Genomic DNA, 19,696 nt, shown 5'->3' on the forward strand with positions numbered 1-19,696 from the left:
GTTCGCGGCGTGACCACCGCTGCTCGACCCACCACCCCGCCCACCGTCGCCGTCATCGGCGCGGGGATCAGCGGGCTGACCGCCACCAAGATGCTCGCCGACTACGGCGTCCCGGTCGCCTGCTTCGAGGCCTCGGACCGGGTGGGCGGCAACTGGGCGTTCGAGAACCCCAACGGGCACAGCAGCGCCTACCGCTCGCTGCACATCGACACCTCCAAGCACCAGCTGTCCTTCAAGGACTTCCCGATGCCCGCTGCGTTCCCCGACTTCCCGCACCACACCCAGATCAAGGCCTACCTCGACGACTACTGCGACGCCTTCGGCCTGCGCGAGCACATCGAGTTCGAGAACCGCGTGCTGCACGCCGAGCGGCTGCCCGAGGGCGGGTGGCGGCTCACCACCGAGCGCACCGGCACCCGGTACGCCGACCTGCTGGTGGTGGCCAACGGACACCACTGGGACCCGCGCTACCCAGACTTCCCGGGGGAGTTCACCGGGCAGTCCATCCACTCCCACCACTACGTCGACCCGTGGACCCCGCTGCACCTGATGGACCAGCGGATCCTCGTCGTCGGTCTGGGCAACAGCGCCGCCGACATCACCGTCGAGCTCTCCCAGCGGGTGTTCCGCAACCAGGTCACCCTCTCGACGCGCAGCAGCGCCTGGATCGTGCCCAAGCTGATCAACGGCAAGGCCGCCGACGCCAACTACCGCACCATCCCGCAGCTGCCGCTCTCCTGGCAGCGCAAGGCCGCCCAGTGGGGGCAGCGCTTCACCGGCTCCGACCCGCGCCTCTACGGCCTGCCCGCGCCCAACCACAAGTTCTTCGAGGCCCACCCCACCCAGTCCGGCGAGCTGCCGCTGCGGCTGATGTCGGGCGACGTGACGCCGCGCGGCAACGTCGCGCGACTCGACGGCAGCACCGTGCACTTCGAGGACGGCGCCAGCGCCGAGTTCGACGTCATCGTCTACGCCACCGGGTACAACCTCACCTTCCCGTTCTTCGACCCCGACTTCCTCAGCGCGCCCGGCAACCGGATCGACCTGTACAAGCGGATCTTCAAGCCCGGGCTCGACGACCTGCTGTTCGCCGGCTTCGCGCAGGCCACCCCCACGCTGTTCCCCTTCGTGGAGTGCCAGGCCCGACTGATCGCCGCCTACGCCGTGGGCCGCTACGTGCCGCCGCCCGTGGCCGAGATGGAGCGCGTCATCGCCGCCGACGACCAGCTCTACCGCGGTCACGTGCTCGACCGCCCGCGGCACACTCACCAGCTCGACTACTTCGTCTACGAGCACCAGCTGCGCACGCGCGAGCTGCCGCAGGGCCGTGCCCGGGCCGAGCGCGACGGCGCCCCCGGCCTGGTCCGCACCGCCCACCTGCACCCCGTCCCGTGAGGTCGACCCTCGACCGGCGACCGCCCGGGCGCGGCGACCAGCGGCGCGAGGCCCTGCTGCGGGCGCTCGACGACCACCTGCAGGACTCCAGCCTGGACTCGATCACCATCGCCGACATCGCGCGGCGCGCCGGCGTCACCCGCTCGGCGTTCTACTTCTACTTCGAGAGCAAGGCCACCGCGGTGGCCGCGCTGGTGGAGCAGATGTACGACGACGCCGTCGCGGCCGCCGCACACCTCTCGGCCGCCGGCCCGCCCGCGGCCAACATCGAGGCCACGATCCGCGGGCTGTTCGCTGCCTGGGAGCGGCACCAGCACGTGTTCGTGGCGATGCTCGACGCGCGCGCCGGAAGTGCCGCGGTCCGCGAGCTCTGGGAGAGCGACCGGCAGTCGTTCGTGCCGGTCGTGGCCGCCATGATCGACGCCGAGCGTGCCGCCGGTCGTGCGCCGGACGGCCCGCCCGCGCCGGTGCTGGCGGCCACCCTGCTCGAGCTCAACGACCGGATGCTCGAGCGCCTGGCCCGCGGGTCGGACCTGTCGCGCGAGGAGCACGTCGCGGTCGTCGTGCACGTCTGGCTCAGCTCGATCTACGGGAGGACCCCATGACCACCGACCAGCGCAGCTCTCGCGAGATCACCTTCGCCAGCGGCGACGCCGCCTGCGTCGCCCAGCACGTGCCGGCCGGCTCCGACGCGCTCGCCGGGCCAGGCGGCCGGCCGGTGGTGGTGATGGCGCACGGCTTCGGCGGCACCGTCGACTCCGGCCTGCTGCCCTTCGCCGAGCGGCTCGCCGTCGCGGGCCTGCACGTGCTGGCCTTCGACTACCGCGGCTTCGGCGCCTCGCCGGGCGAGCCCCGGCAGACCGTCTCGGTGCAGCGCCAGCTCGAGGACTACCGGGCCGCGATGGCGGCCGCCTCGAGGCTCGACGACGTCGACACCTCGCGGCTGGTGCTGTGGGGCGTCTCGCTCGCGGGCGGGCACGTGCTGCAGGTGGCCGCCGGGCGCCGCGACGTGGCCGCCGTCGTCGCGCTCACGCCGCTGGTGTCCGGCGCGGCAGCGGGCCGGCTCGCGCTGCAGCACCACCCGGTCTCCTCGGTGCTGCGCTCGACCGTCGAGGGTGTCGCCAGCACGGTGGGCGGCCGGGTGGGTCGTGCCCGGATGATGCCGATCGTCGGCCGTCCGGGCGAGCGCGCCGCGCTGACCCTGGCGGGCCAGTACGAGGCGTACCTCGCGATCGCCGGGCCCACCTGGCGCAACGAGGTCGACGCCGCCGTCGGGCTCGAGCTGGGCCGGGTGGCCGTCGGCAAGGTCGCCGCCGAGGTGACCGCACCGGTGCTGGTGCAGGTGGCCGACTCCGACCGCAGCGCACCGCTGCAGGCCGCGATGAAGGTGGCCGAGGCCGCCCGCGCGCAGGTGCGGCACTACGACGGCGACCACTTCGACGTCTACGCCGGGATGCCGTGGTTCGAGGCCGTGGTGGCCCACCAGGTGGCGTTCCTGACCCGGACCCTCCGGCCCGCCCCGACGCCGGCCCACCACTAGGGTCGGGGCATGTCGCGCTTCGCTCCCGAGCACCTCACCCCGGAGCAGATCGAGGAGCAGAGCGCCGTCTACGGCCCCTTCACCCAGGCGGTGCGCGACCTGGTCGACGCCGCGATCCGCACCGAGCTCGGGGGCGACGACATCCGGGCCGCGCAGGCGGCGGTCGAGGCGGTCACCGCGCGGCTGCGCGAGCGCGAGATCGAGGGGGCGCTCGGCGTCACGTTCAGCGAGGACGGCGTGGGCCGGCCCTGGGGCAACGCCGTCATCGGCCTGCGCAACGCCGTGGCGCCGCCGCTGGTGGTCGAGAAGGCCGAGGACGGCTCGCGCGTGTGGTCGCAGTTCCACCTCGGCGCCGCCTACGAGGGACCCCCCGGCTGCGTGCACGGCGGGGTCGCCTCGCTGGTGCTCGACCAGATGCTCGGCCAGGCTGCCGGCGCCGGCGGCCGACCCGGCATGACCGCCACGCTGCAGGTGCACTACCGCAAGCCGACCCCGCTCGGACCGCTGCGCGCCGAGGCGTGGATCGAGCGCACCGAGGGCCACAAGACCTGGGCCCGCGGCGAGCTCACCGGCCCCGAGGGCCTCTGCGTCGAGGCCGAGGGCCTGTTCATCCTGCCCCGGTGGGCCCGCGAGCCGGCCGACGCCGAGACCCGACCGGGCTTCTTCGAGTAGCGGGCCTCAGCCGACCTTGACGCCGCGGACGCCGTCGTCGGTGAGCCGGGCCTCCTCGGCGGCCTGCTCCTCGAGCTCGCGACGTCGGGCCTCCTGGGCCTCGGCGTCACGGGCGTCGTACTGACCCGGGGGCGAGACCAGGTCGGTGGCGCCGCGGCGCAGACGACCCAGCGCGTTGCGGGCGAAGATCTGCTGCTCGGTGGAGGTGCGCTCGGAGCGGCCACGGCCCAGGAAGCTGACGAACCAGTGCAGCACCGCCGTCACCCGGTTCTTGAAGCCGGTGATGTAGACCAGGTGCACGCCCAGCCACATCAGCCAGGCGAGCACGCCGGTGATGCGCAGCTTGCCCACCAGCGCGACGGCGCGGAACCGGCTGATGATCGCCATCGAGCCCTTGTCGAAGTACTTGAACGGCGGCTGCGCGGCCTTGCCCTTGAGCCGGCCGTCGATCTCCTTGGCCGCGTACTTGGCACCCTGGATCGCCACCTGCGCGACCCCCGGGAGGTTGTCGAGGGCGATCATGTCGCCGACCACGAACACCTCGGGGTAGCCGGGCAGCGTGAGGTCGGGGTTGACGCCGATGCGGCCGGCGCGGTCCAGCGGGGCGCCGGTCTTCTCGGCGAGCACCGCACCCAGCGGGCTGGCCTGCACACCCGCCGCCCACACCTTGGTGACGGCGGCGATGCGCTCGGTGCGCCCGTCCTTGTACTTGACCTCGAGCCCGCGCTCGTCGACGTCGGTGACCATCGCACCGAGCATCACCTCGACGCCGAGCTTCTCCAGCTCGCGCTTGGTCCACGTGCCCAGCCGGTGGCCGAAGGGCGGCAGCACCTGCGGGGCGGCGTCGACCAGGATCACCCGCGCCTGGCGGCTGTTGATGGCGCGGAAGTCGCGCTTGAGCGTGCGGTGCGCCAGCTCGGCGATCTGACCGGCCATCTCGACGCCGGTGGGGCCGGCGCCGACCACCACGAAGGTGAGCAGGTGGTCGATGTCGTCGCCGCGGGCCGCGCCGATCTCGGCGAGCTCGAAGGCGCCGAAGATCCGCCCGCGCAGCTCGAGGGCGTCGTCGACGGACTTCATGCCCGGTGCGAACTCGGCGAAGTGGTCGTTGCCGAAGTAGGACTGGCCGGCGCCCGCCGCGACGATCAGCGAGTCGTAGCCGACCACGGTGCGCCGGCCCAGCACCTGCGAGGTCACGGTGCGGGCGTCGAGGTCGATGTCGGTGACCTCGCCCAGCAGCACCCGCGCGTTCTTCTGCCGGGCGATGATCTCGCGCGTCGGCGGGGCGATCTCGCCCTCGGAGAGGATGCCGGTGGCGACCTGGTAGAGCAGCGGCTGGAAGAGGTGGTGGGTCGTCTTGGCCACCATCGTCACGTCGACGTCGGCCCGGCGCAGCGCCTTGGTGCCGAAGAGCCCGCCGAAGCCGGAGCCGATGACGACCACCTGGTGGCGGTCGGTCTCGGGGCCGGCCGCCCGGGCCTGCGGCGACATCGCGGGCTCGGTCGAGCGGTCGTGGCTCTCGGGGCTGTCGTGGCGGTCCGTGCGGTCGGTTGCCATGGGGTCCTCCGTGGCGCTGCGTGCGGGAGGCGGGATCTCCGCGCTCCCCGGGTGCTTCTCGTACTCCCAGTGTCCTCCTGCGCGGAACTCACGTGTGAATCTCGGCTCAGGTCGCCTTGGTCACATCCGCGGCGCCATGCGTCCGCGAGGGCCGACATCCTCCGCGGACGGGCGAGAAAGGCGCACGATCCGTGGTTTGCGGCTGGCGGGACGGGGGTAAGCCGGTCACGATGGAGCACCCACGCGGCCGCCGCGCGGCGTGCTCCCGCCCCGGATCGACCCTCGTCCCACCCCGACCACCCCGACCACCCCATCGCCCATCCCTCGTGGAGCCCACCGTGACGCTCAACCGGCCCGCCCTGGCCCTGGGCAACGGTCCGCGCGGCGTGCACGACGCACGCCGGTGGATCGCCGGTGGCCTGCGCGAGATGGGGCGCGAGGACCTCGTCGAGGCCGCCGAGATCGGCACCTCGGAGCTGGTCACCAACGCGCTGCTGCACGGGGAGGCCCCGATCTCGGTGACGCTGGGCGGCACCCCGGAGCACCCGCGGGTCGAGGTGCGCGACGCCTCGCGCGAGCGCCCGGTGCTGCCCACCGAGCCCGACCCCGCGGCGGGGCACGACAGCGCCGGGCTCGACGGGCTGGAGGGGCTCGACGGGCTCGACGACGTGCTGCTCACCTTCGGCCGCGGTCTGGGCATCGTGGCCCGTGCCGCCCAGGCGTGGGGCGCCGACATCGACGAGGACGGCAAGGTCGTCTGGTTCACCCCGGCCGCGGAGATCGGCGAGGAGGAGGCGGTCGGCACGATCACCGGCGAGTCGGGCCCCTCCCCCGCCAGCGGCGACGAGCAGCCCACCGAGCTCGTCGTCGAACAGGTGCCCGTCGCGGCCTACCTGTCCTTCCAGCGCCACTACCGCGAGCTGCGCCGCGAGGTGCGGCTGCTCGCCCTCGCCCACGAGCAGGAGTACCCGCTGGCCAAGACGCTCTCGGACCTGTTCGGGTCCCTCGAGCGCGTCCTGCGCGACGACCTGGGGGCCGACCAGGCCGAGCGGGCCCGGGCGCAGGGTCGCCCCACGACCGACCTGCGGGTCCGGCTGCGCAAGGACGACGAGCGCCGGCTGGAGCGGCTCTCGGAGCTCCTCGACCTGGCGGACGCGTTCTGCCGCGAGGAGCGGCTGCTCTCCGTGGCCCGCACCCCCGAGCAGGAGTCCTTCCAGCGCTGGTTCCTCGCCGAGGTGCTGCGCCAGGCAGCGGGCGAGGGCGCCGTCGCCTGGGAGACGATCGCCTCCCGGCCGGCCGCCGGGCCGCAGGGCCTGCCCAGCGCCCGCTCCAGCGTCTCCTGAGCCCGGTCCCGCCCTCAGCCGTAGCCGAGCTCGTGCAGCCGGTCGTCGTCGAGGCCGAAGTGATGGGCTACCTCGTGCACCACGGTGATGTGCACCTCGCGGACCAGCTCCTCCTCGGTGCTGCAGTGCGCCATCAGCGGCTCCCGGAAGATGAAGATCCGGTCCGGCAGGTGCCCCAGGCCGCCCATGACCTCGTCGCGCTCGGTGAGGGCGACACCGTCGTAGAGACCCAGCAGGTCGCGAGGCTCCTCCGGCGGGGGCTGGTCCTCCACGAGCACGACGACGTTGCGCACCAGCGTGGCGAGCTCGTCGGGGATGGTGTCGAGCGCCTCGTCCACGAGCGCGTCGAAGCGCTCCCCACTGACCTCCACCGGCATGACCCCATCCTGCCGGGCGGCACCAGCCCTGGATCCACCCTGAGCCTGGATCCACCCCGGGAAGCACGAAGGCCCCCACCGTGAGGTGGGGGCCTGCTCGTGCTGGTGGCGACCCCGACGGGACTCGAACCCGCGGCCTCCGCCGTGACAGGGCGGCGCGCTAACCAACTGCGCTACGGGGCCAGGTTGTGCTCCACGAGCGGAGCGGTGGGAACTCTAGCCCATGCATCCGGGGCCTCCCAATCGAGGGCGGGCCCGAGCGGGCCCTATGCTGGGCGCCAGCACAGGCCCCCATCGTCTAGTGGCCTAGGACGTCGCCCTTTCACGGCGGTAGCACGGGTTCGAATCCCGTTGGGGGTGCCAGGTCCCAGGCGTTCGGGGCTACGCTGAGGTCTCCAGCCCCGCTGCGCCGTCGGCGCGGCGCAGCGCCCCCGGTCACCCCGCGTGCCGGGGGCGTTCGTCGTCGCGGACCTCGACCGTGGCGCAGCCGCCGTCGTCGTGGCCCGCCCCGCCCGGGATCGCCCGCAGGCGCGCGACCTCGTGTGGCCAGGTCGCACGGGCACAGCGCCGCGCGGCGACCGGCGGTGCGTCGTCGGGTACTCGTCCGAAGATCATGCGTGCTTCCCCCTCGGGCCCGCTGAGGTCCGTCGAGCGCGTCCGCCAGCGGAGCCCCCTGCACGTGCACCGGACGCGTCGTTGCCCCGTTACCCACGTAGGTGACGCGCCAGCGGCCGGGCGCCCCCGAGAGTCGGGAACGTGCTTGGCTGCTGCCTGTGCCCGCCTCGACGTCGTCCCCGGTCCGCCCTCGATCCGCGGGACGGGCGCTCCCCCGCTCCTGCGCCGTGCTGGCCGTCGTCCTGCTCGCCCTGGCTGCCCCGGGCGCCGCGGCGGCGGCCGATCCGGCGCCCAGCGGTGTCGAGCCGTCCACGCCGTGGCTCTTCGCCGCCATCGGCGCCGGGATCGGGTTCGCGTTCCTGGTCGGAGTCTTCCTGCTGGCCCGCCGACAGCGCGGTCGCGACGACGACCAGGCCTGATTGCGCGCGTGCGCACTGCCTCGGGTATCGTGCCGTCTCGCTCGGGCAGGTAGCTCAGTTGGTACGAGCGTCCGCCTGAAAAGTGGAAGGTCGGCGGTTCGACCCCGCCCCTGCCCACGAGCACACGCAGGGCTTCCACCTGCAGCGACGGCCCCCGTCGGACCCCGGTCCGGCGGGGGCCGTCGTGCTGCGCGGTGCGGCAGGATCGGCACTCCACCCCTGCGGCACCGCGAGGAGCACCCATGGACGACGACACCCCCGGGGAGCGGACGCCGCCGATCGGCCCGCGCGACGACCCGGCGATGCCTCGCTACGGCGGCATCGCCACCTTCGCGCTGCTGCCGCAGCTGCACGAGGTGCCGCACGCCGACGTCGCGGTGCTGGGAGTGCCGTTCGACGCCGGCACCAGCTTCCGGCCCGGGGCGCGCTTCGGACCGGCGCACGTGCGGGAGCACTCGCGGCAGCTGCACCCCTACCACCAGGTGCTCGAGGTGCATCCCTTCGCCACCCAGCAGGTCGTCGACGCCGGCGACGTGGCGGTGGGCCCCTACGACGTCGCCGCGGCCGTGCTCGCCATCGAGGAGCGCGCCACCGCGCTCACCACCGCCGGCACGCGGGTGGTCGCCATCGGCGGCGACCACACGATCGCGCTCCCGCTGCTGCGGGCCGCGCACGCCGTCCACGGGCCGCTGGCGGTGCTGCACTTCGACGCCCACCTCGACACCTGGGACGTCCTGCACGGCGCCACCCTGTGGCACGGCAGCCCCTTCCGCCGGGCGGCCGAGGAGGGGCTGCTGGACCTGGCCGCCTGCCAGCACGTGGGCATCCGCGGGGGCGTGTACGGCCCCGCGGAGCTCGCCGACGACGCGCGGCTGGGGTTCGCCCTGGTGCACGCCGACGAGTACCAGCACCGGGGCGTCCCGCAGATCGTGGAGCAGGTGCGCGCCCGGCTGGGTGACCGCCCGGTGTACGTCTCGATCGACATCGACGTGCTCGACCCCGCCCACGCCCCGGGCACGGGCACCCCCGAGGTGGCCGGCCTGACGACGCGCGAGCTGGTCACCACCCTGCGAGGCCTGCGCGGGCTCTCCGTCGTCGGCGCCGACGTGGTGGAGGTGGCGCCCGCCTACGACCACGCGGGCCTCACCGGGCTGGCCGCCGCGCACGTGGCCTGGGAGGTCATCACGCTGATGGCACCGCCCGGCAGCGCCGGCGTGTCGTGAGGCGGCGCGCCGACGTCGGTTGCCGCGGCGGCGCGACGGGTACCAGCAGACCCCGCCCCGGTCGTGTGCCGCGGCGGCGAGCAGGCGGACCGGGAGGCGCATGAGCGAGGTGGCCCGCAGCCGCGACGACGCGCCGCCCGCTCTTGCTGCGGTCGCCGCGGGGCTGGCGCGCTCCTGCCACCCCGGACCCACCGTGGCCGTCACCGCGCTCGCCTCGCTCCTCGCGGCCTCGCGCGACCTCGACGCCGGACGCGTGGCGCTCGTGGCGGCTGCCGTGCTCACCGGCCAGCTCTCGATCGGCTGGGGCAACGACCTCCTCGACCGGCACCGCGACCACGCGGTCGGCCGCACCGACAAGCCGCTGGCCACCGGCGAGCTGCCGGTGCCCGTGGCGCGCACCGCGGTGGCGCTCGCCGTCGCCGCCACCGTGGCCCTCTCGCTGGCCTGCGGGATCGTCGCGGGCCTCGTGCACCTCGGGTGCGTGGCGGCCGGCTGGGCCTACGACCTCGGCGTCAAGGCCACCTCGTGGTCATGGCTGCCCTACGCGACGGCGTTCGGCGGCCTGCCGGTCTTCGTGGTGCTGGCCGCCCCCGGGGTGGCGGCGCCCCCCTGGTGGCTGCCGCTCGGCGGCGCCCTGCTCGGTGTCGGCGCCCACCTGCTCAACGCCCTCCCCGATCTCGACGACGACCTCGCCACCGGCGTCCGAGGTCTCCCCCACCGCCTCGGCGGTCGGCGCTCGGCGGTGGCCGCCGTGGTCGCGCTGCTGGTGGCGACCCTGGTGATCGCGCTCGGTGCGGCCGGAGCCGCCCCGTGGCTGCGCGTGGCCGTGCTGACCGCCGCGGCGGCGCTCGCCGTCGTCACCCTGACGACGCACGGGCGTACCCCCTTCCGGGCCGCCATCGGCATCGCCGCGCTCGCCGTCGTGCTCCTGGTGATGGCGCCGTGAACAGTGACGCCGTGTGGGACCTCGTCGTGGTCGGCGCCGGCCCGGCCGGAGCCAGCACCGCGCTGGCGGCGCTCCGCGTGCGGCCGGAGCTGCGGGTGCTGCTGCTCGACCGCGCGGACTTCCCGCGCGACAAGTGCTGCGGCGACGGCGTCGCCCCGCACGCCGTCGAGGTGCTCGCGAGCCTCGGGGCCGGCGACGTCGTGGCGGGGTGGGCACCGGTGCGGCGGCTCGACCTCTCGCTGGGGCAGCACCGGGTGGCCGGCACCATGGCGCGGCCCGCGTGGGTGATCCCGCGCCAGGTGTTCGACGCCCGCATCGTCGAGCACGCCGTCGCCGCCGGCGCGGTGCTGCGCCGCCACCGCGTGCGGTCGCTGCAGCAGGACGGCGCCGAGCTCCTGCTCGACGGCGCGATCCGGGCCCGCCTCGTGGTGGGCGCCGACGGCGCGCACTCCGCCGTGCGCCGCGCCCTCCACGTCCCGGGGACGGCGCGCACGGCCCTGGCCCTGCGCGGCTACGCACCGACGCCGCCGGGGCGCCGCGGCCAGCAGGTGATCCGGTTCGGCGATCGCAGCCAGCCCTCCTACGCCTGGACCTTCGACCGTGGGGACGGGCTCTCCAACGTGGGCTACGGCGAGCTGGTCGGCGACGGCGAGCCGCCGACCCGCGCGCTGATGCTCACCGAGCTCGAGCGGCTCCTACCCGGCTCCACGGCGTCGGGCGGGGACTGGCGCGGCCACCACCTGCCGCTCTCGGGGCTCGACCGGCGCGTGCACCCCACGTCGGGCCGGGTGCTGCTGGTCGGCGACGCCGCCGACCTGGTCAACCCGATGACCGGCGAGGGCATCTACTACGCCGTCGCGACCGGGGCCCTGGCCGGACGTGCGGCCGCCGAGCACGTGGTCGCCGGCACCCCCGACCGTGCGGCGCTGCAGCACCGGCGCGCGGTGCAGCGGCTGCTGGGCAGCCACCTGCGCCACACCTGGGCGGCCGGGCACCTGAGCCGTCACCCACGCGTCGTCGGCGCCGGCATCCGCGCCGCCGCCCGCGACCCGCACGTCTTCCACACCCTCGTCGAGCTGGGGCTCGGCGACGGTCGCATCACCCCTCGGCTGGCGGCCCGCCTGGCCGTCGGCCTGCTCCGCACCTGACCCGACCTGACCCGAAAGGCACAGACATGGAGATCCTCGCCGTCCGCGGCGCCCTGCCGCCGCACCAGCACACCCAGGCCCGCATCACCGAGGCCTTCCAGCAGGTCATCGCGCGCGGCCAGCTCGACGAGCGGGTGATGCAGCGCTTCCACGCCAACGCCGGCGTCGACCAGCGCTTCCTCGTGCTCCCCATCGAGCGCTACGGCGAGCTGGAGGACTTCGGCCAGGCCAACGACCTGTTCATCGAGCACGCCACGGCGCTCGGAGCCCAGGCGCTCGAGGACGCGCTCAAGGCGGCCGACCTGACGCCCACCGACGTGGACCAGATCATCTGCGCCACCGTCACCGGCCTGGCGATCCCCTCGCTCGAGGCGCGCATCGCCTCCGTGGTGGGCCTGCGGCCCGACGTGCGCCGCGTGCCGCTGGTGGGCCTGGGGTGCGTCGCCGGCGCGGCCGGGGTGGCCCGCCTGCACGACTACCTGCTCGGCCACCCCGACCACGTGGCGGTGCTGGTCACCGTCGAGCTCTGCTCGCTGACCGTCCAGCGCGACGACGTCTCGGTGCCCAACCTGGTGGCGAGCGGGCTGTTCGGCGACGGCGCCGCCGCCGTCGTCGCCACGGGCTCCGGTCGCGGTGGCCCGGCTTCGCCGCGCGGCCAGGTGGAGGTGCTCGACTCGCGCAGCCGGCTCTACCCCGACAGCGAGCGCACCATGGGCTTCGACGTCAGCCACCGCGGCCTGCGCATCGTGCTGGACGCCGAGGTGCCCACCATCGTGGGCCGCTATATCCGCGACGACGTCGAGCGCTTCCTCGCCGACCACGGGCTCACGCTCGACGACGTCGGCTTCTGGGTCTGCCACCCGGGCGGGCCCAAGGTGATCGACGCCGTGCGCGACGCGCTCGGTCTCGACGACCACGCGGTCGCGCTCACCCGGGAGTCGCTGGCCCGGATCGGCAACCTCTCCTCGGCCTCGGTGCTGCACGTGCTGGCCGACACCCTGCGCGAGCGACCGCCGGAGCCGGGCAGCCACGGGCTGCTGATGGCGATGGGGCCGGGCTTCTGCTCCGAGCTGGTGCTGCTGCGGGCGACGGAGCACGCGGACCAGACGGAGCCCAGCGCGTGACCGGCCTCGTGGCGTTCACCGTCCTGGTCGGCCTGGTCGCGCTGGAGCGCCTGGCCGAGCTGGTGGTGAGCAAGCGCAACGCGGCGTGGAGCCTGAGCCGCGGCGGCGTCGAGACGGGGCAGGGGCACTACCCGGCGATGGTGGTGCTGCACACGGGCTTCCTGGCCGCGATGCTGGTGGAGGCGTGGGTGCGGCGCCCCGACCCGCCGCCGCTGCTGGCGTGGACGATGCTCGTGGTGGTGCTCGCGGCGCAGGGCCTGCGCTGGTGGTGCATCCTCACCCTCGGCCGGCGCTGGAACACCCGCGTCATCGTGGTGCCGGGGCTGGCTCCCGTGCGCTCGGGCCCGTACCGGCTGACGAGCCACCCCAACTACGTGGCGGTCGTGGCCGAGGGCGTCGCGCTGCCGCTGGTGCACGGCTGCTGGATCACCGCGGTTGGATTCACCGTGCTCAACGCCTGGCTGCTCACCGTGCGACTGCGCACCGAGAACACTGCTCTCGCAACCCTTCCCCAGTCCAGGCTCGCCGATGCGTGACCTCGTGGTGGTGGGCGGCGGCCCGGTGGGCCTGGCCACCGCCCTCTACGCGGCGCGCGCCGGTCTCGACGTCGAGGTGCGCGAGAAGCGGGCCGGCGTCATCGACAAGGCCTGCGGCGAGGGCCTCATGCCGGGCGCCGTCGCCGCGCTCACCGAGCTGGGCGTGGCGCTGGAGGGCCACCCGATCCGCGGCATCCGCTACGTGGCGCCGGGGCACGCCGTCGAGGCACCCTTCCGGCACGGCGAGGGCCGCGGGGTGCGGCGCACGGTCCTGCACGCAGCGCTGCGCGACGCCGTCGAGCAGGCCGGCGTGCCCGTGGTGGAGCACGTCGTGCGCGAGGTGAGCGACCACGGCGACCACGTGCTGGTGGACGGCGAGCCGACCCGTCACCTGGTGGCGGCGGACGGCCTGCACTCGCCGGTGCGCCGCCTGCTCGGGCTCGAGGCTCCCGCCTCGCGGCTCAAGCGGTTCGGGCTGCGCGCCCACGTACCAGTCGCGCCGTGGAGCGACCTCGTGGAGGTGCACTGGTCGCCGCGCGCCGAGGCGTACGTGACGCCGGTCAGCGCGCACGAGGTGGGCGTGGCCGTGCTGAGCGCGACCCCCGGACCGCTGGAGGACCTGCTCGGCGACTTCCCGATGATCACCGAGCGGCTCCCCGCCGGCCGGCTCGACGGCGTCCGCGGGGCCGGACCGCTGCGCCAGCGCCCCACCGCCCGGGTGGCCGGCCGCGTGCTGCTGGTGGGCGACGCCTCCGGCTACGTGGACGCCCTGACCGGCGAGGGCATCGCCGTCGGGCTGGCCCAGGCCCGCGCCGCCGTGGACGCCGTGGTGGCCGGCGACCCCGCCGGCTACGAGGCCGCCTGGCGTCGCGTCTCGTGGCGGCACCACCTGCTCACGGCGGCCCTGCTGCAGGCTGGCAGGCTGTCGGTCGTGCGACGTCACCTGGTGCCCACCGCCGCCCGCCTGCCGCGGGTCTTCGGTGCCGCCGTCAACCAGCTGGCGAGGCCGGCGTGAGCGCCGGGCCCGCACGGGCGGTCGAGTCAGGGGCGGTCGAGGAGGTCGTGCTCCTCGACGAGCGGGGCCACGCCATCGGCACGCAGGCCAAGGCCGAGGTGCACCACACCCAGACGCCGCTGCACCTGGCGTTCAGCTGCTACCTGCTCGACGACGCCGGCCGGCTGCTGCTGACCCGCCGCGCCGACGGCAAGGTCACCTGGCCCGGCGTGTGGACCAACAGCTGCTGCGGGCACCCCGCACCCGGTGAGACGCTCACCGACGCCGTCCGTCGGCGCGTGCAGCAGGAGCTCGGCCTCGAGCTCACCGACCTGCGCCCGGTGCTGCCGACGTTCCGCTATCGCGTGGAGATGGCCGACGGCACCGTGGAGAACGAGATGTGCCCCGTCCTCGTGGCCACCTGCCCCGACCCGGGTGCGCTCGCCCCCGACCCCGACGAGGTCGGCGCCGCCGAGTGGGTGCCGTGGCCCCAGTTCCGCGACGACGTGCTCGCCGGACGTCGCGACGTCAGCCCCTGGTGCGCGCTGCAGGTGGCCGACCTGCCCGCCGACCTGCTCGGCGCCGAGTCCGTGGGCGGGGCGCTGCCGCCGGCAGTCCGCCTCTGACGGGCTCGCTGGCTGTTGCGCTGATTGACGCGCGTGGCGTTCTGGTTTTCCGGCGGCACCGTGGCGGTGCACTTCAGGGGTCCGCCAAGTTCTGAGCTTCAGCTTGTGACGTTCGGCCGGCCGCTGATCTCAATTCGAGTTGTGAAGAGTGCGACTCGAACAAATAGAGAATGGTCAGTGAGCGGCGCTTCGGGGTCGCCTATCGGGTCACGTCGCTGCCGGCGGTCGCGCCCTGCAGCCCCTGCCGATACTCCAACGCCTCGGGCTCGTCTACGAAAGTCATCAGCTCACCAGACAGCTCGGTGAGCGCGCCCCGTGCCTCAGCAGCGCTGACCTTGAAGAACTCCTTGCGGTTGTTGACCCGGTTCACGCGGCGGTCTGCGAATTTCTGATGCATTTCGCGTTCGATCTTGACGGCGTTCTCGGAGAAATAAAGAGCATGGACGTCGAAGATGAACGGAACGGACGCGTCGCCCAGCTCCTTCACGCGGTCCATCGGCTCGAGCCGGCGGGTCATGCCGATCTTCAGCACTCCCTCTCCGAAGGAGCCGATGTTGGAGATCACGTAGACGTGCCCGGCCGTCAGCGTCCGGGCGCGGAAGTCGACGGCTTCGATCTCGCCGACGACGCCGGCCAACTGGGCCTGCAAGCGCTCGACACCCTCCACGTCGCCCTTGGCCTGCAGCTGGGCGATGGCCTGCCGAAAGTGTTGTTCCTCCTTGCGCAGACGCTGCCGCTCGCGCTCGATCTCCTGCTCGACCTTTCGCTCCTCGCGCAGCCGTTCGCGCTCCTCCCGGTCGCGAGCCTTCTCCTCAGCGACTTTTTCCAGGTAGTCAGCAGTCAGCTCCAGCTCCCTCAAGCGCAGCTGGTGGTACGGCACCGAGACAGCAATGCTCATCGAGGTGCCGAGCTTGGCGATGGTGGTGGCCACCTTGTCGAGGCGCTGTTTGGCGGAGTCGAGCTTGTACGGCTTCATGCCGCGTACGAGATTGTCGGCCTCGGCGTTGTAGGCCCGCAACATCAGTTTGCTTGTGTCGCTGACCATCTTCCTGCCTTGCGCCGCCGAACCGTTGACCTGCCAGTTCGATGTCGCGTTGATAGCCCCGCCGTCCTTCTTGACCATCGCTTTGATCTGGTCCTGGATCCTGGACAGTTCGGCACGGAAGGCGACGGAGTCGTCGAGCGGGTGCTGGTAGCGGTAGATCCCGACTTCCTGGAGAATCGATGTCTCCTCGGTCTCGACGATCAGCCGTCGCAATGTGTCCAGCCGAGACTCAGATTCGACGCGCTGCCGCGCCGCGTCCGCTTCAGCCTCCGCGGCCTGCTGCGCGATCGCGGCCACGTGTGCCTGCAGCCGCTCACGCTCGGCCTCCAGCGCCATCACATCCATCACCCCGAGCCGCGCGAGCTCAGCCTGAAGCCTCGCAATCTCGGCGTGCGCCTCCTCGAGCGCCTGGCCCTTGCCGAACAACTTCGGCTTCGCCGCTTTGAACGGTCCGCTCGAGGGTGAGGCAGGAGCGTGCGGCTGAACTGGCCGATCGTGTGCCGTGTGAGGCTTCGCCCTCGCATGCTGTGTCCACTGCTGCCCGTCCCACCAGCGGATGATGGTCGGGTCTCGGGAATCGTCGTACCAGCCTGGCGGCGTCGCCATCTTCGGTTTCTCCTCCCGTTCGGTCGAGGCACCACCTCAACACGTCGCACCAGCGCAGGGCCCCGGTTCGCCAGAACTCGTCACCGAGGAGATCGGGTTCACGTGCTGTCTCAGCCGAATCTGCGCGTGCCTACCGCCTCACGTCTGCCACCATGAGCCTTGTCGAGCGGAGGGTGTCTCCCGTCCAACTCGAGCGGACGGCGAACCAGTCGGGGAGGCACGCCCAGTCGCATCGGTGCATTGCCACCGACCTCCGGCTCAGGTGACGAGCTCGTACTCGATCCGAGGAAGGTTGCGGTAGATCTCGACCACGAGAGGCCTGCACCCACAAGCCCGCGGAGCAACAGCCGGAGCGGGTGGAGCCGGCGCCCGACTGCGGTGGCGGTGCCCGGTGGGAGTGGTGGTCTGCACGGTGTGCCGACCGAGGGGGTCGTCGGGGACCGGCTCCTGGTACCAGCCGGGCGCCTGCTTGGACAGGTTGCAGGCCACGCACAGCTGCTGCGTGTTGAGATCGTCGGTCCGGCCGCCGTCGGCGTCGGGGAGCACGTGGTCGACGTGGCGGGCGGGTGCGTCGCACCAGGGAGTGCGGCAGATGCCCTGGTCGCGCGCCTCGAGGTAGGCGGCGAGCCCATCGGTGGCGAGCCGTTGCCGGGTGCTCAGTGCGACGAGGTCGCCCCCGGGGTCGGCGTAGAGACGGCGGATCCACGCCTGGGTGGTCGTGCACGCGCGGGCGACGGCCTCGCGTGCGACCTGCGCGGGCACGGACCCGTGACCCGGCATCACCGCGGGCTCGTGGGCGGCGCCGAGCAGGGAACGGTCGGACATCACCAGCGTCACCGAGATCGGCACGTCCTGCGCGACCTTCTGGCCGGTCAGCCGCTCGACGGTCAGGTCGGCCATGATCTGCCCACGACCGCGCGGGTCGCCGGCCGCGATCAGCCGGTCGGCCTCCTTGCGCAGCGCGGCGTAGGCGGCCACGGCCTGCGTCAGCGGCAGCAACCCGGTCAGGTAGGCCATCCCGTCGGGCGCGGGACGCACGGTGACGTTGCGGTCACGCACCGCTCGCTCGTGGCGCCGCACGACCGCGGCGGGGTCGATCTCGGCGACGCGCTTGCGCAGCTCGCCGGCGAGTTGCCGCGTGCCGAGCCCGTCGAGCACCCCGGGAGCACAGATCGCCTCGTCGAGCGCCAGGCGCTGCTCGGCGTCCAGGCAGCCGGACTCCCGGGCGATGACCATCGCTCGGAACTCGTTGAGTCGTCCGGTCAGCAACGCCTCCCGCGTGCGGGGCAGGTCGGTGGCGAGGTCCTTCGCGAACCCGACCAGAGCCCGCGCCCGGTGCGGTGACTCCTGGCGAGCCAGGCCGACCTGCGCCGCGACCCCCCGGCCCTGCCGCGCAGCACGCACGCCCTGGGCGGCCTCCCGAGCACGGACGCTGGCGTCGAGCGCCACCGCACAGTCGGCCTGCACGCCGGCGATCGCGCACGACAGCTGCTCCATCGCCGTCAGCGTCTCGACCAGTGCCCGCTCGTCACGCCCCCACCCGGCCCCGGCGGCAGCCTCGACGAGCGTGGCGGTGAGGCCACGGACGTCGTCGAGAAGGCTTTCCATAGAGAGATATTACCAATAATACGTTCGATTATCTAGCAGTGTCTTCAGACTCCACAGATAATTCCCGCACTGCCTGCTCCCTGCCGACGAGTCTCAAAGAGCAGTGCTCTCAGAACCGCCCAGCCTCGGCGGGATGACTCTCGTTCGCCGCACGCGCGTGGCAGCCTGACGACGTCGAGCCGTGGCGCCGTCGTCGCGTCGAGGATCGCGAGCGCGTCGTCGATTCCGGGGTGGACGTCGAGCAGGACGCTCAACGTCTCGGACACCCGGTCAGCGCGATGGTCCGGTCACGGTGGCCGCCTGCGCACCGCTGACCGACCTCGCCCGCGTCGTGTCGCGCACGGCGGCCGACGGCGTCGTGGACCGGATCGTGATGGTGGGCGGTGAGCTGGTCATCGAGGACGACCCCGAGTTCAACGTGGGCCAGGATCCCGACGCCGCGTTCGTCGACGCCGTCAGCACCACCGAGTGAGGCAACCCTAACCTTGTGACTACAGTGGCGGGGACCGCAGCGAACCCGGAGGAGCCCCGCATGTACGGAACCGTCGTCAGCACCGAGCAGCTGACGCCCGAGATGGTGCGCGTGGTGCTGGGCGGCGAGGGCCTGGCCGACCTCACCCCGGTCGCGCACACCGACGCCTACGTCAACTGCTTCTTCCTGCCGCCCACCGCCGGCTACGCGCCGCCGTTCACCGACGACGAGACGCGCGCGCTGCCGGCGGAGGAGCGACCGCGTCCGCGGCGGTTCTCGGTGCGGCACTGGGACGCCGAGCAGCGCCGGCTGACCATCGACTTCGTCGTGCACGGCGACGTCGGCCACGCCGGCCGGTGGGCCACCCACGCGCAGCCCGGCGACCGGCTGCAGCTGCGCGGCCCGGCAGGCGGCTACACCCCGCACGACGACGCAGAGGCCTACCTGCTCGTGGGCGACGAGAGCGCGCTGCCCGCCATCGCGGCCAGCGCCGAGGCCGTGCCGCCGGGCCGCCCAGTGGTCGTGGTCGCCGAGGTCGCCGGCCCCGAGGGCGAGGTTGCGCTGGGCTCGCCCGGCGAGCTGCAGGTGCACTGGGTGCACCGCGCCGACCACCCGGGCGACCCCACGCACCTGCTGGCCGACGCCGTCCGCGCGCTCCCCCGGCCCGCGGGCGTGCTCAGCGCGTTCGTGCACGGCGAGGCCGAGTCGGTGCGCGCCGTGCGCCGCCACCTGCTGGAGGAGCGCTGGGTCGACACCGCGCACCTCTCGGCCTCGCCCTACTGGCGCCGCGGCCACACCGACGAGGAGTGGCGCAGCGTCAAGGCCACCTGGACCCGCGAGATGGCAGCCGACGTCCCGACCGACCGAGCCAGCTAGTCGCTCGGCAGCGCCCGGCCGGCGCACGTGCCCTGCGCCTGCGTCAGCGCGGCCACCGCGGGGCCGGCCATCTCGCCGGCGAGGGCCTGCACCTGCGCCTCACGCAGCTGCGCCGGGGTCAGCTCCGCGCGCAGGCACGCGGCGTACGCCTCGCCGTCCAGCCGGCCCTTGCTCTGCGTGGTGAGCGCCCGGGTCGAGACCTCCACGAAGTCGGCGCACGCCGCCTGGGCGTCGACCCACACCCCGGCCGTCGCCTCGTCGAGCACCGGGAGCGGGTCGGGCACCGCGCCCTCCTCGTCGACGACGCCAGCCCGCTGCAGCGCAGCGACGTCCGCCCGCTCCAGCAGTGCGTCGGCGAAGCACGCCGCCTCCTCGCGCCCCTCCGGCGCGCTGTGGTCGCCGGCGTAGGCGGCGGCCAACGCCGAGGCGACGGTGTCGCGCGGCGGTCCCTGCGCCGAGTCGTCCACCTCGAGCTCCTCACCGGGCTCCTCGCCGCCGGTGCACCCGGCAGCCAGCACCAGCGTCACCACGACGACGACCGCGCGCGCCCGCCCGCGCCCTCTGCTCACGGCAC

General features: G+C 73.7%; 20 protein-coding genes and 3 tRNA genes. 17 read left to right on the top strand and 6 right to left on the bottom strand.

Annotation, left to right across the window (positions count from 1 at the left end):
• The first annotated feature begins 9 nt into the window (after positions 1-9).
• From ABD948_RS11730 to ABD948_RS11745, 4 genes are read left to right on the top strand one after another with little or no spacing between them, the layout of a single operon-like run.
• Positions 10-1,395 (top strand): flavin-containing monooxygenase, encoded by a 1,386-nt coding sequence (locus ABD948_RS11730; protein WP_345265942.1) that lies wholly within the window; start codon positions 10-12, stop codon positions 1,393-1,395.
• A complete protein-coding gene (locus tag ABD948_RS11735; protein WP_345265944.1) occupies positions 1,392-2,000 on the top strand; it encodes a TetR/AcrR family transcriptional regulator in 609 nt (202 codons plus the stop codon). The genes ABD948_RS11730 and ABD948_RS11735 overlap by 4 nt, the downstream gene beginning before the upstream one ends.
• Positions 1,997-2,935: an alpha/beta hydrolase gene (locus ABD948_RS11740; protein WP_345265946.1), complete on the top strand. Its 939-nt coding sequence runs from the start codon at positions 1,997-1,999 to the stop codon at positions 2,933-2,935. Before ABD948_RS11735 ends, ABD948_RS11740 begins: the two co-directional genes overlap by 4 nt.
• 9 nt (positions 2,936-2,944) lie before the next feature.
• Positions 2,945-3,607 carry a PaaI family thioesterase gene (locus ABD948_RS11745; RefSeq protein ID WP_345265948.1) on the top strand — a complete coding sequence of 221 codons (663 nt, stop codon included), beginning with the start codon at positions 2,945-2,947 and terminating at the stop codon, positions 3,605-3,607.
• 6 nt (positions 3,608-3,613) lie between these two features.
• Here ABD948_RS11745 and ABD948_RS11750 read toward each other — a convergent pair whose 3' ends face one another.
• Complete coding sequence (locus ABD948_RS11750; RefSeq protein ID WP_345265950.1) at positions 3,614-5,164, bottom strand: NAD(P)/FAD-dependent oxidoreductase; 1,551 nt, start codon at positions 5,162-5,164, stop codon at positions 3,614-3,616.
• 338 nt (positions 5,165-5,502) lie between these two features.
• Here ABD948_RS11750 and ABD948_RS11755 point away from each other — a divergent pair, with 338 nt between their 5' ends.
• A complete protein-coding gene (locus ABD948_RS11755; protein ID WP_345265952.1) occupies positions 5,503-6,507 on the top strand; it encodes an ATP-binding protein in 1,005 nt (334 codons plus the stop codon).
• 14 nt (positions 6,508-6,521) lie between these two features.
• On the opposite strand, the gene ABD948_RS11760 is transcribed toward ABD948_RS11755, so the two are convergent.
• Positions 6,522-6,884 carry a metallopeptidase family protein gene (locus ABD948_RS11760; protein WP_345265954.1) on the bottom strand — a complete coding sequence of 121 codons (363 nt, stop codon included), beginning with the start codon at positions 6,882-6,884 and terminating at the stop codon, positions 6,522-6,524.
• A 106-nt stretch (positions 6,885-6,990) separates the two neighbouring features.
• A tRNA-Asp gene (locus ABD948_RS11765) sits at positions 6,991-7,067 on the bottom strand.
• Positions 7,068-7,171: 104 nt separating this feature from the next.
• Here ABD948_RS11765 and ABD948_RS11770 point away from each other — a divergent pair.
• The 10 genes from ABD948_RS11770 (at position 7,172) to idi (ending at position 14,515) form a co-directional block, all read left to right on the top strand.
• A tRNA-Glu gene (locus ABD948_RS11770) sits at positions 7,172-7,247 on the top strand.
• Positions 7,248-7,726: 479 nt separating this feature from the next.
• A complete protein-coding gene (locus ABD948_RS11775) occupies positions 7,727-7,918 on the top strand; it encodes a hypothetical protein (RefSeq protein ID WP_345265956.1) in 192 nt (63 codons plus the stop codon).
• Positions 7,919-7,961: 43 nt separating this feature from the next.
• A tRNA-Phe gene (locus ABD948_RS11780) sits at positions 7,962-8,035 on the top strand.
• 125 nt (positions 8,036-8,160) lie between these two features.
• Positions 8,161-9,141 (top strand): agmatinase, encoded by a 981-nt coding sequence (speB, locus tag ABD948_RS11785; protein ID WP_345265958.1) that lies wholly within the window; start codon positions 8,161-8,163, stop codon positions 9,139-9,141.
• 100 nt (positions 9,142-9,241) lie between these two features.
• Positions 9,242-10,087 carry a UbiA family prenyltransferase gene (locus ABD948_RS11790; protein WP_345265960.1) on the top strand — a complete coding sequence of 282 codons (846 nt, stop codon included), beginning with the start codon at positions 9,242-9,244 and terminating at the stop codon, positions 10,085-10,087.
• Entirely contained in the window at positions 10,084-11,235 is a 1,152-nt protein-coding gene (locus tag ABD948_RS11795; RefSeq protein ID WP_345265962.1) for an NAD(P)/FAD-dependent oxidoreductase, read from the top strand. Before ABD948_RS11790 ends, ABD948_RS11795 begins: the two co-directional genes overlap by 4 nt.
• Before the next feature lie 26 nt (positions 11,236-11,261).
• Positions 11,262-12,359 carry a type III polyketide synthase gene (locus tag ABD948_RS11800; protein ID WP_345265964.1) on the top strand — a complete coding sequence of 366 codons (1,098 nt, stop codon included), beginning with the start codon at positions 11,262-11,264 and terminating at the stop codon, positions 12,357-12,359.
• Positions 12,356-12,895: an isoprenylcysteine carboxyl methyltransferase family protein gene (locus ABD948_RS11805; RefSeq protein WP_345265966.1), complete on the top strand. Its 540-nt coding sequence runs from the start codon at positions 12,356-12,358 to the stop codon at positions 12,893-12,895. The genes ABD948_RS11800 and ABD948_RS11805 overlap by 4 nt, the downstream gene beginning before the upstream one ends.
• Complete coding sequence (locus tag ABD948_RS11810; RefSeq protein ID WP_345265969.1) at positions 12,888-13,910, top strand: NAD(P)/FAD-dependent oxidoreductase; 1,023 nt, start codon at positions 12,888-12,890, stop codon at positions 13,908-13,910. Before ABD948_RS11805 ends, ABD948_RS11810 begins: the two co-directional genes overlap by 8 nt.
• On the top strand, positions 13,907-14,515 hold the full coding sequence (gene idi / locus ABD948_RS11815; protein ID WP_345265971.1) for an isopentenyl-diphosphate Delta-isomerase: 609 nt from the start codon (positions 13,907-13,909) through the stop codon (positions 14,513-14,515). Before ABD948_RS11810 ends, idi begins: the two co-directional genes overlap by 4 nt.
• A 199-nt stretch (positions 14,516-14,714) precedes the next feature.
• Here the strand turns inward: idi and ABD948_RS11820 are convergent, their stop codons facing one another.
• On the bottom strand, positions 14,715-16,166 hold the full coding sequence (locus tag ABD948_RS11820) for an SNIPE associated domain-containing protein (RefSeq protein ID WP_345265973.1): 1,452 nt from the start codon (positions 16,164-16,166) through the stop codon (positions 14,715-14,717).
• A gap of 258 nt (positions 16,167-16,424) precedes the next feature.
• The gene (locus ABD948_RS11825; protein WP_345265975.1) at positions 16,425-17,774 is read right to left on the bottom strand and encodes an HNH endonuclease; all 1,350 of its coding nucleotides are present in this window, start codon (positions 17,772-17,774) and stop codon (positions 16,425-16,427) included.
• A gap of 292 nt (positions 17,775-18,066) precedes the next feature.
• Between ABD948_RS11825 and ABD948_RS11830 the strand changes: the two genes are divergently transcribed.
• Positions 18,067-18,246 carry a hypothetical protein gene (locus ABD948_RS11830; protein ID WP_345265977.1) on the top strand — a complete coding sequence of 60 codons (180 nt, stop codon included), beginning with the start codon at positions 18,067-18,069 and terminating at the stop codon, positions 18,244-18,246.
• Between the two features lie 60 nt (positions 18,247-18,306).
• Positions 18,307-19,122, top strand: coding sequence for a siderophore-interacting protein (locus ABD948_RS11835; RefSeq protein WP_345265979.1), 816 nt, complete (start codon positions 18,307-18,309; stop codon positions 19,120-19,122).
• Here ABD948_RS11835 and ABD948_RS11840 read toward each other — a convergent pair.
• Complete coding sequence (locus ABD948_RS11840; RefSeq protein WP_345265981.1) at positions 19,119-19,691, bottom strand: hypothetical protein; 573 nt, start codon at positions 19,689-19,691, stop codon at positions 19,119-19,121. The two genes, ABD948_RS11835 and ABD948_RS11840, sit on opposite strands and share 4 nt — an antisense overlap.
• Positions 19,692-19,696 lie beyond the last annotated feature (5 nt).

This window comes from Nocardioides nanhaiensis, from assembly GCF_039542785.1.
Taxonomy (GTDB): domain Bacteria; phylum Actinomycetota; class Actinomycetes; order Propionibacteriales; family Nocardioidaceae; genus Nocardioides; species Nocardioides nanhaiensis.

Bases quoted from the DNA above. Each gene is read 5' to 3' on its own strand.
- ABD948_RS11825 (WP_345265975.1), bottom strand. From the start codon at position 17,774: ATGGAAAGCCTTCTCGACGACGTCCGTGGCCTCACCGCCACGCTCGTC.
- ABD948_RS11740 (WP_345265946.1), top strand. From the start codon at position 1,997: ATGACCACCGACCAGCGCAGCTCTCGCGAGATCACCTTCGCCAGCGGC.
- ABD948_RS11745 (WP_345265948.1), top strand. From the start codon at position 2,945: ATGTCGCGCTTCGCTCCCGAGCACCTCACCCCGGAGCAGATCGAGGAG.
- ABD948_RS11820 (WP_345265973.1), bottom strand. From the start codon at position 16,166: ATGGCGACGCCGCCAGGCTGGTACGACGATTCCCGAGACCCGACCATC.
- ABD948_RS11750 (WP_345265950.1), bottom strand. From the start codon at position 5,164: ATGGCAACCGACCGCACGGACCGCCACGACAGCCCCGAGAGCCACGAC.
- ABD948_RS11800 (WP_345265964.1), top strand. From the start codon at position 11,262: ATGGAGATCCTCGCCGTCCGCGGCGCCCTGCCGCCGCACCAGCACACC.
- speB (WP_345265958.1), top strand. From the start codon at position 8,161: ATGGACGACGACACCCCCGGGGAGCGGACGCCGCCGATCGGCCCGCGC.
- ABD948_RS11810 (WP_345265969.1), top strand. From the start codon at position 12,888: ATGCGTGACCTCGTGGTGGTGGGCGGCGGCCCGGTGGGCCTGGCCACC.
- ABD948_RS11760 (WP_345265954.1), bottom strand. From the start codon at position 6,884: ATGCCGGTGGAGGTCAGTGGGGAGCGCTTCGACGCGCTCGTGGACGAG.
- ABD948_RS11835 (WP_345265979.1), top strand. From the start codon at position 18,307: ATGTACGGAACCGTCGTCAGCACCGAGCAGCTGACGCCCGAGATGGTG.
- ABD948_RS11790 (WP_345265960.1), top strand. From the start codon at position 9,242: ATGAGCGAGGTGGCCCGCAGCCGCGACGACGCGCCGCCCGCTCTTGCT.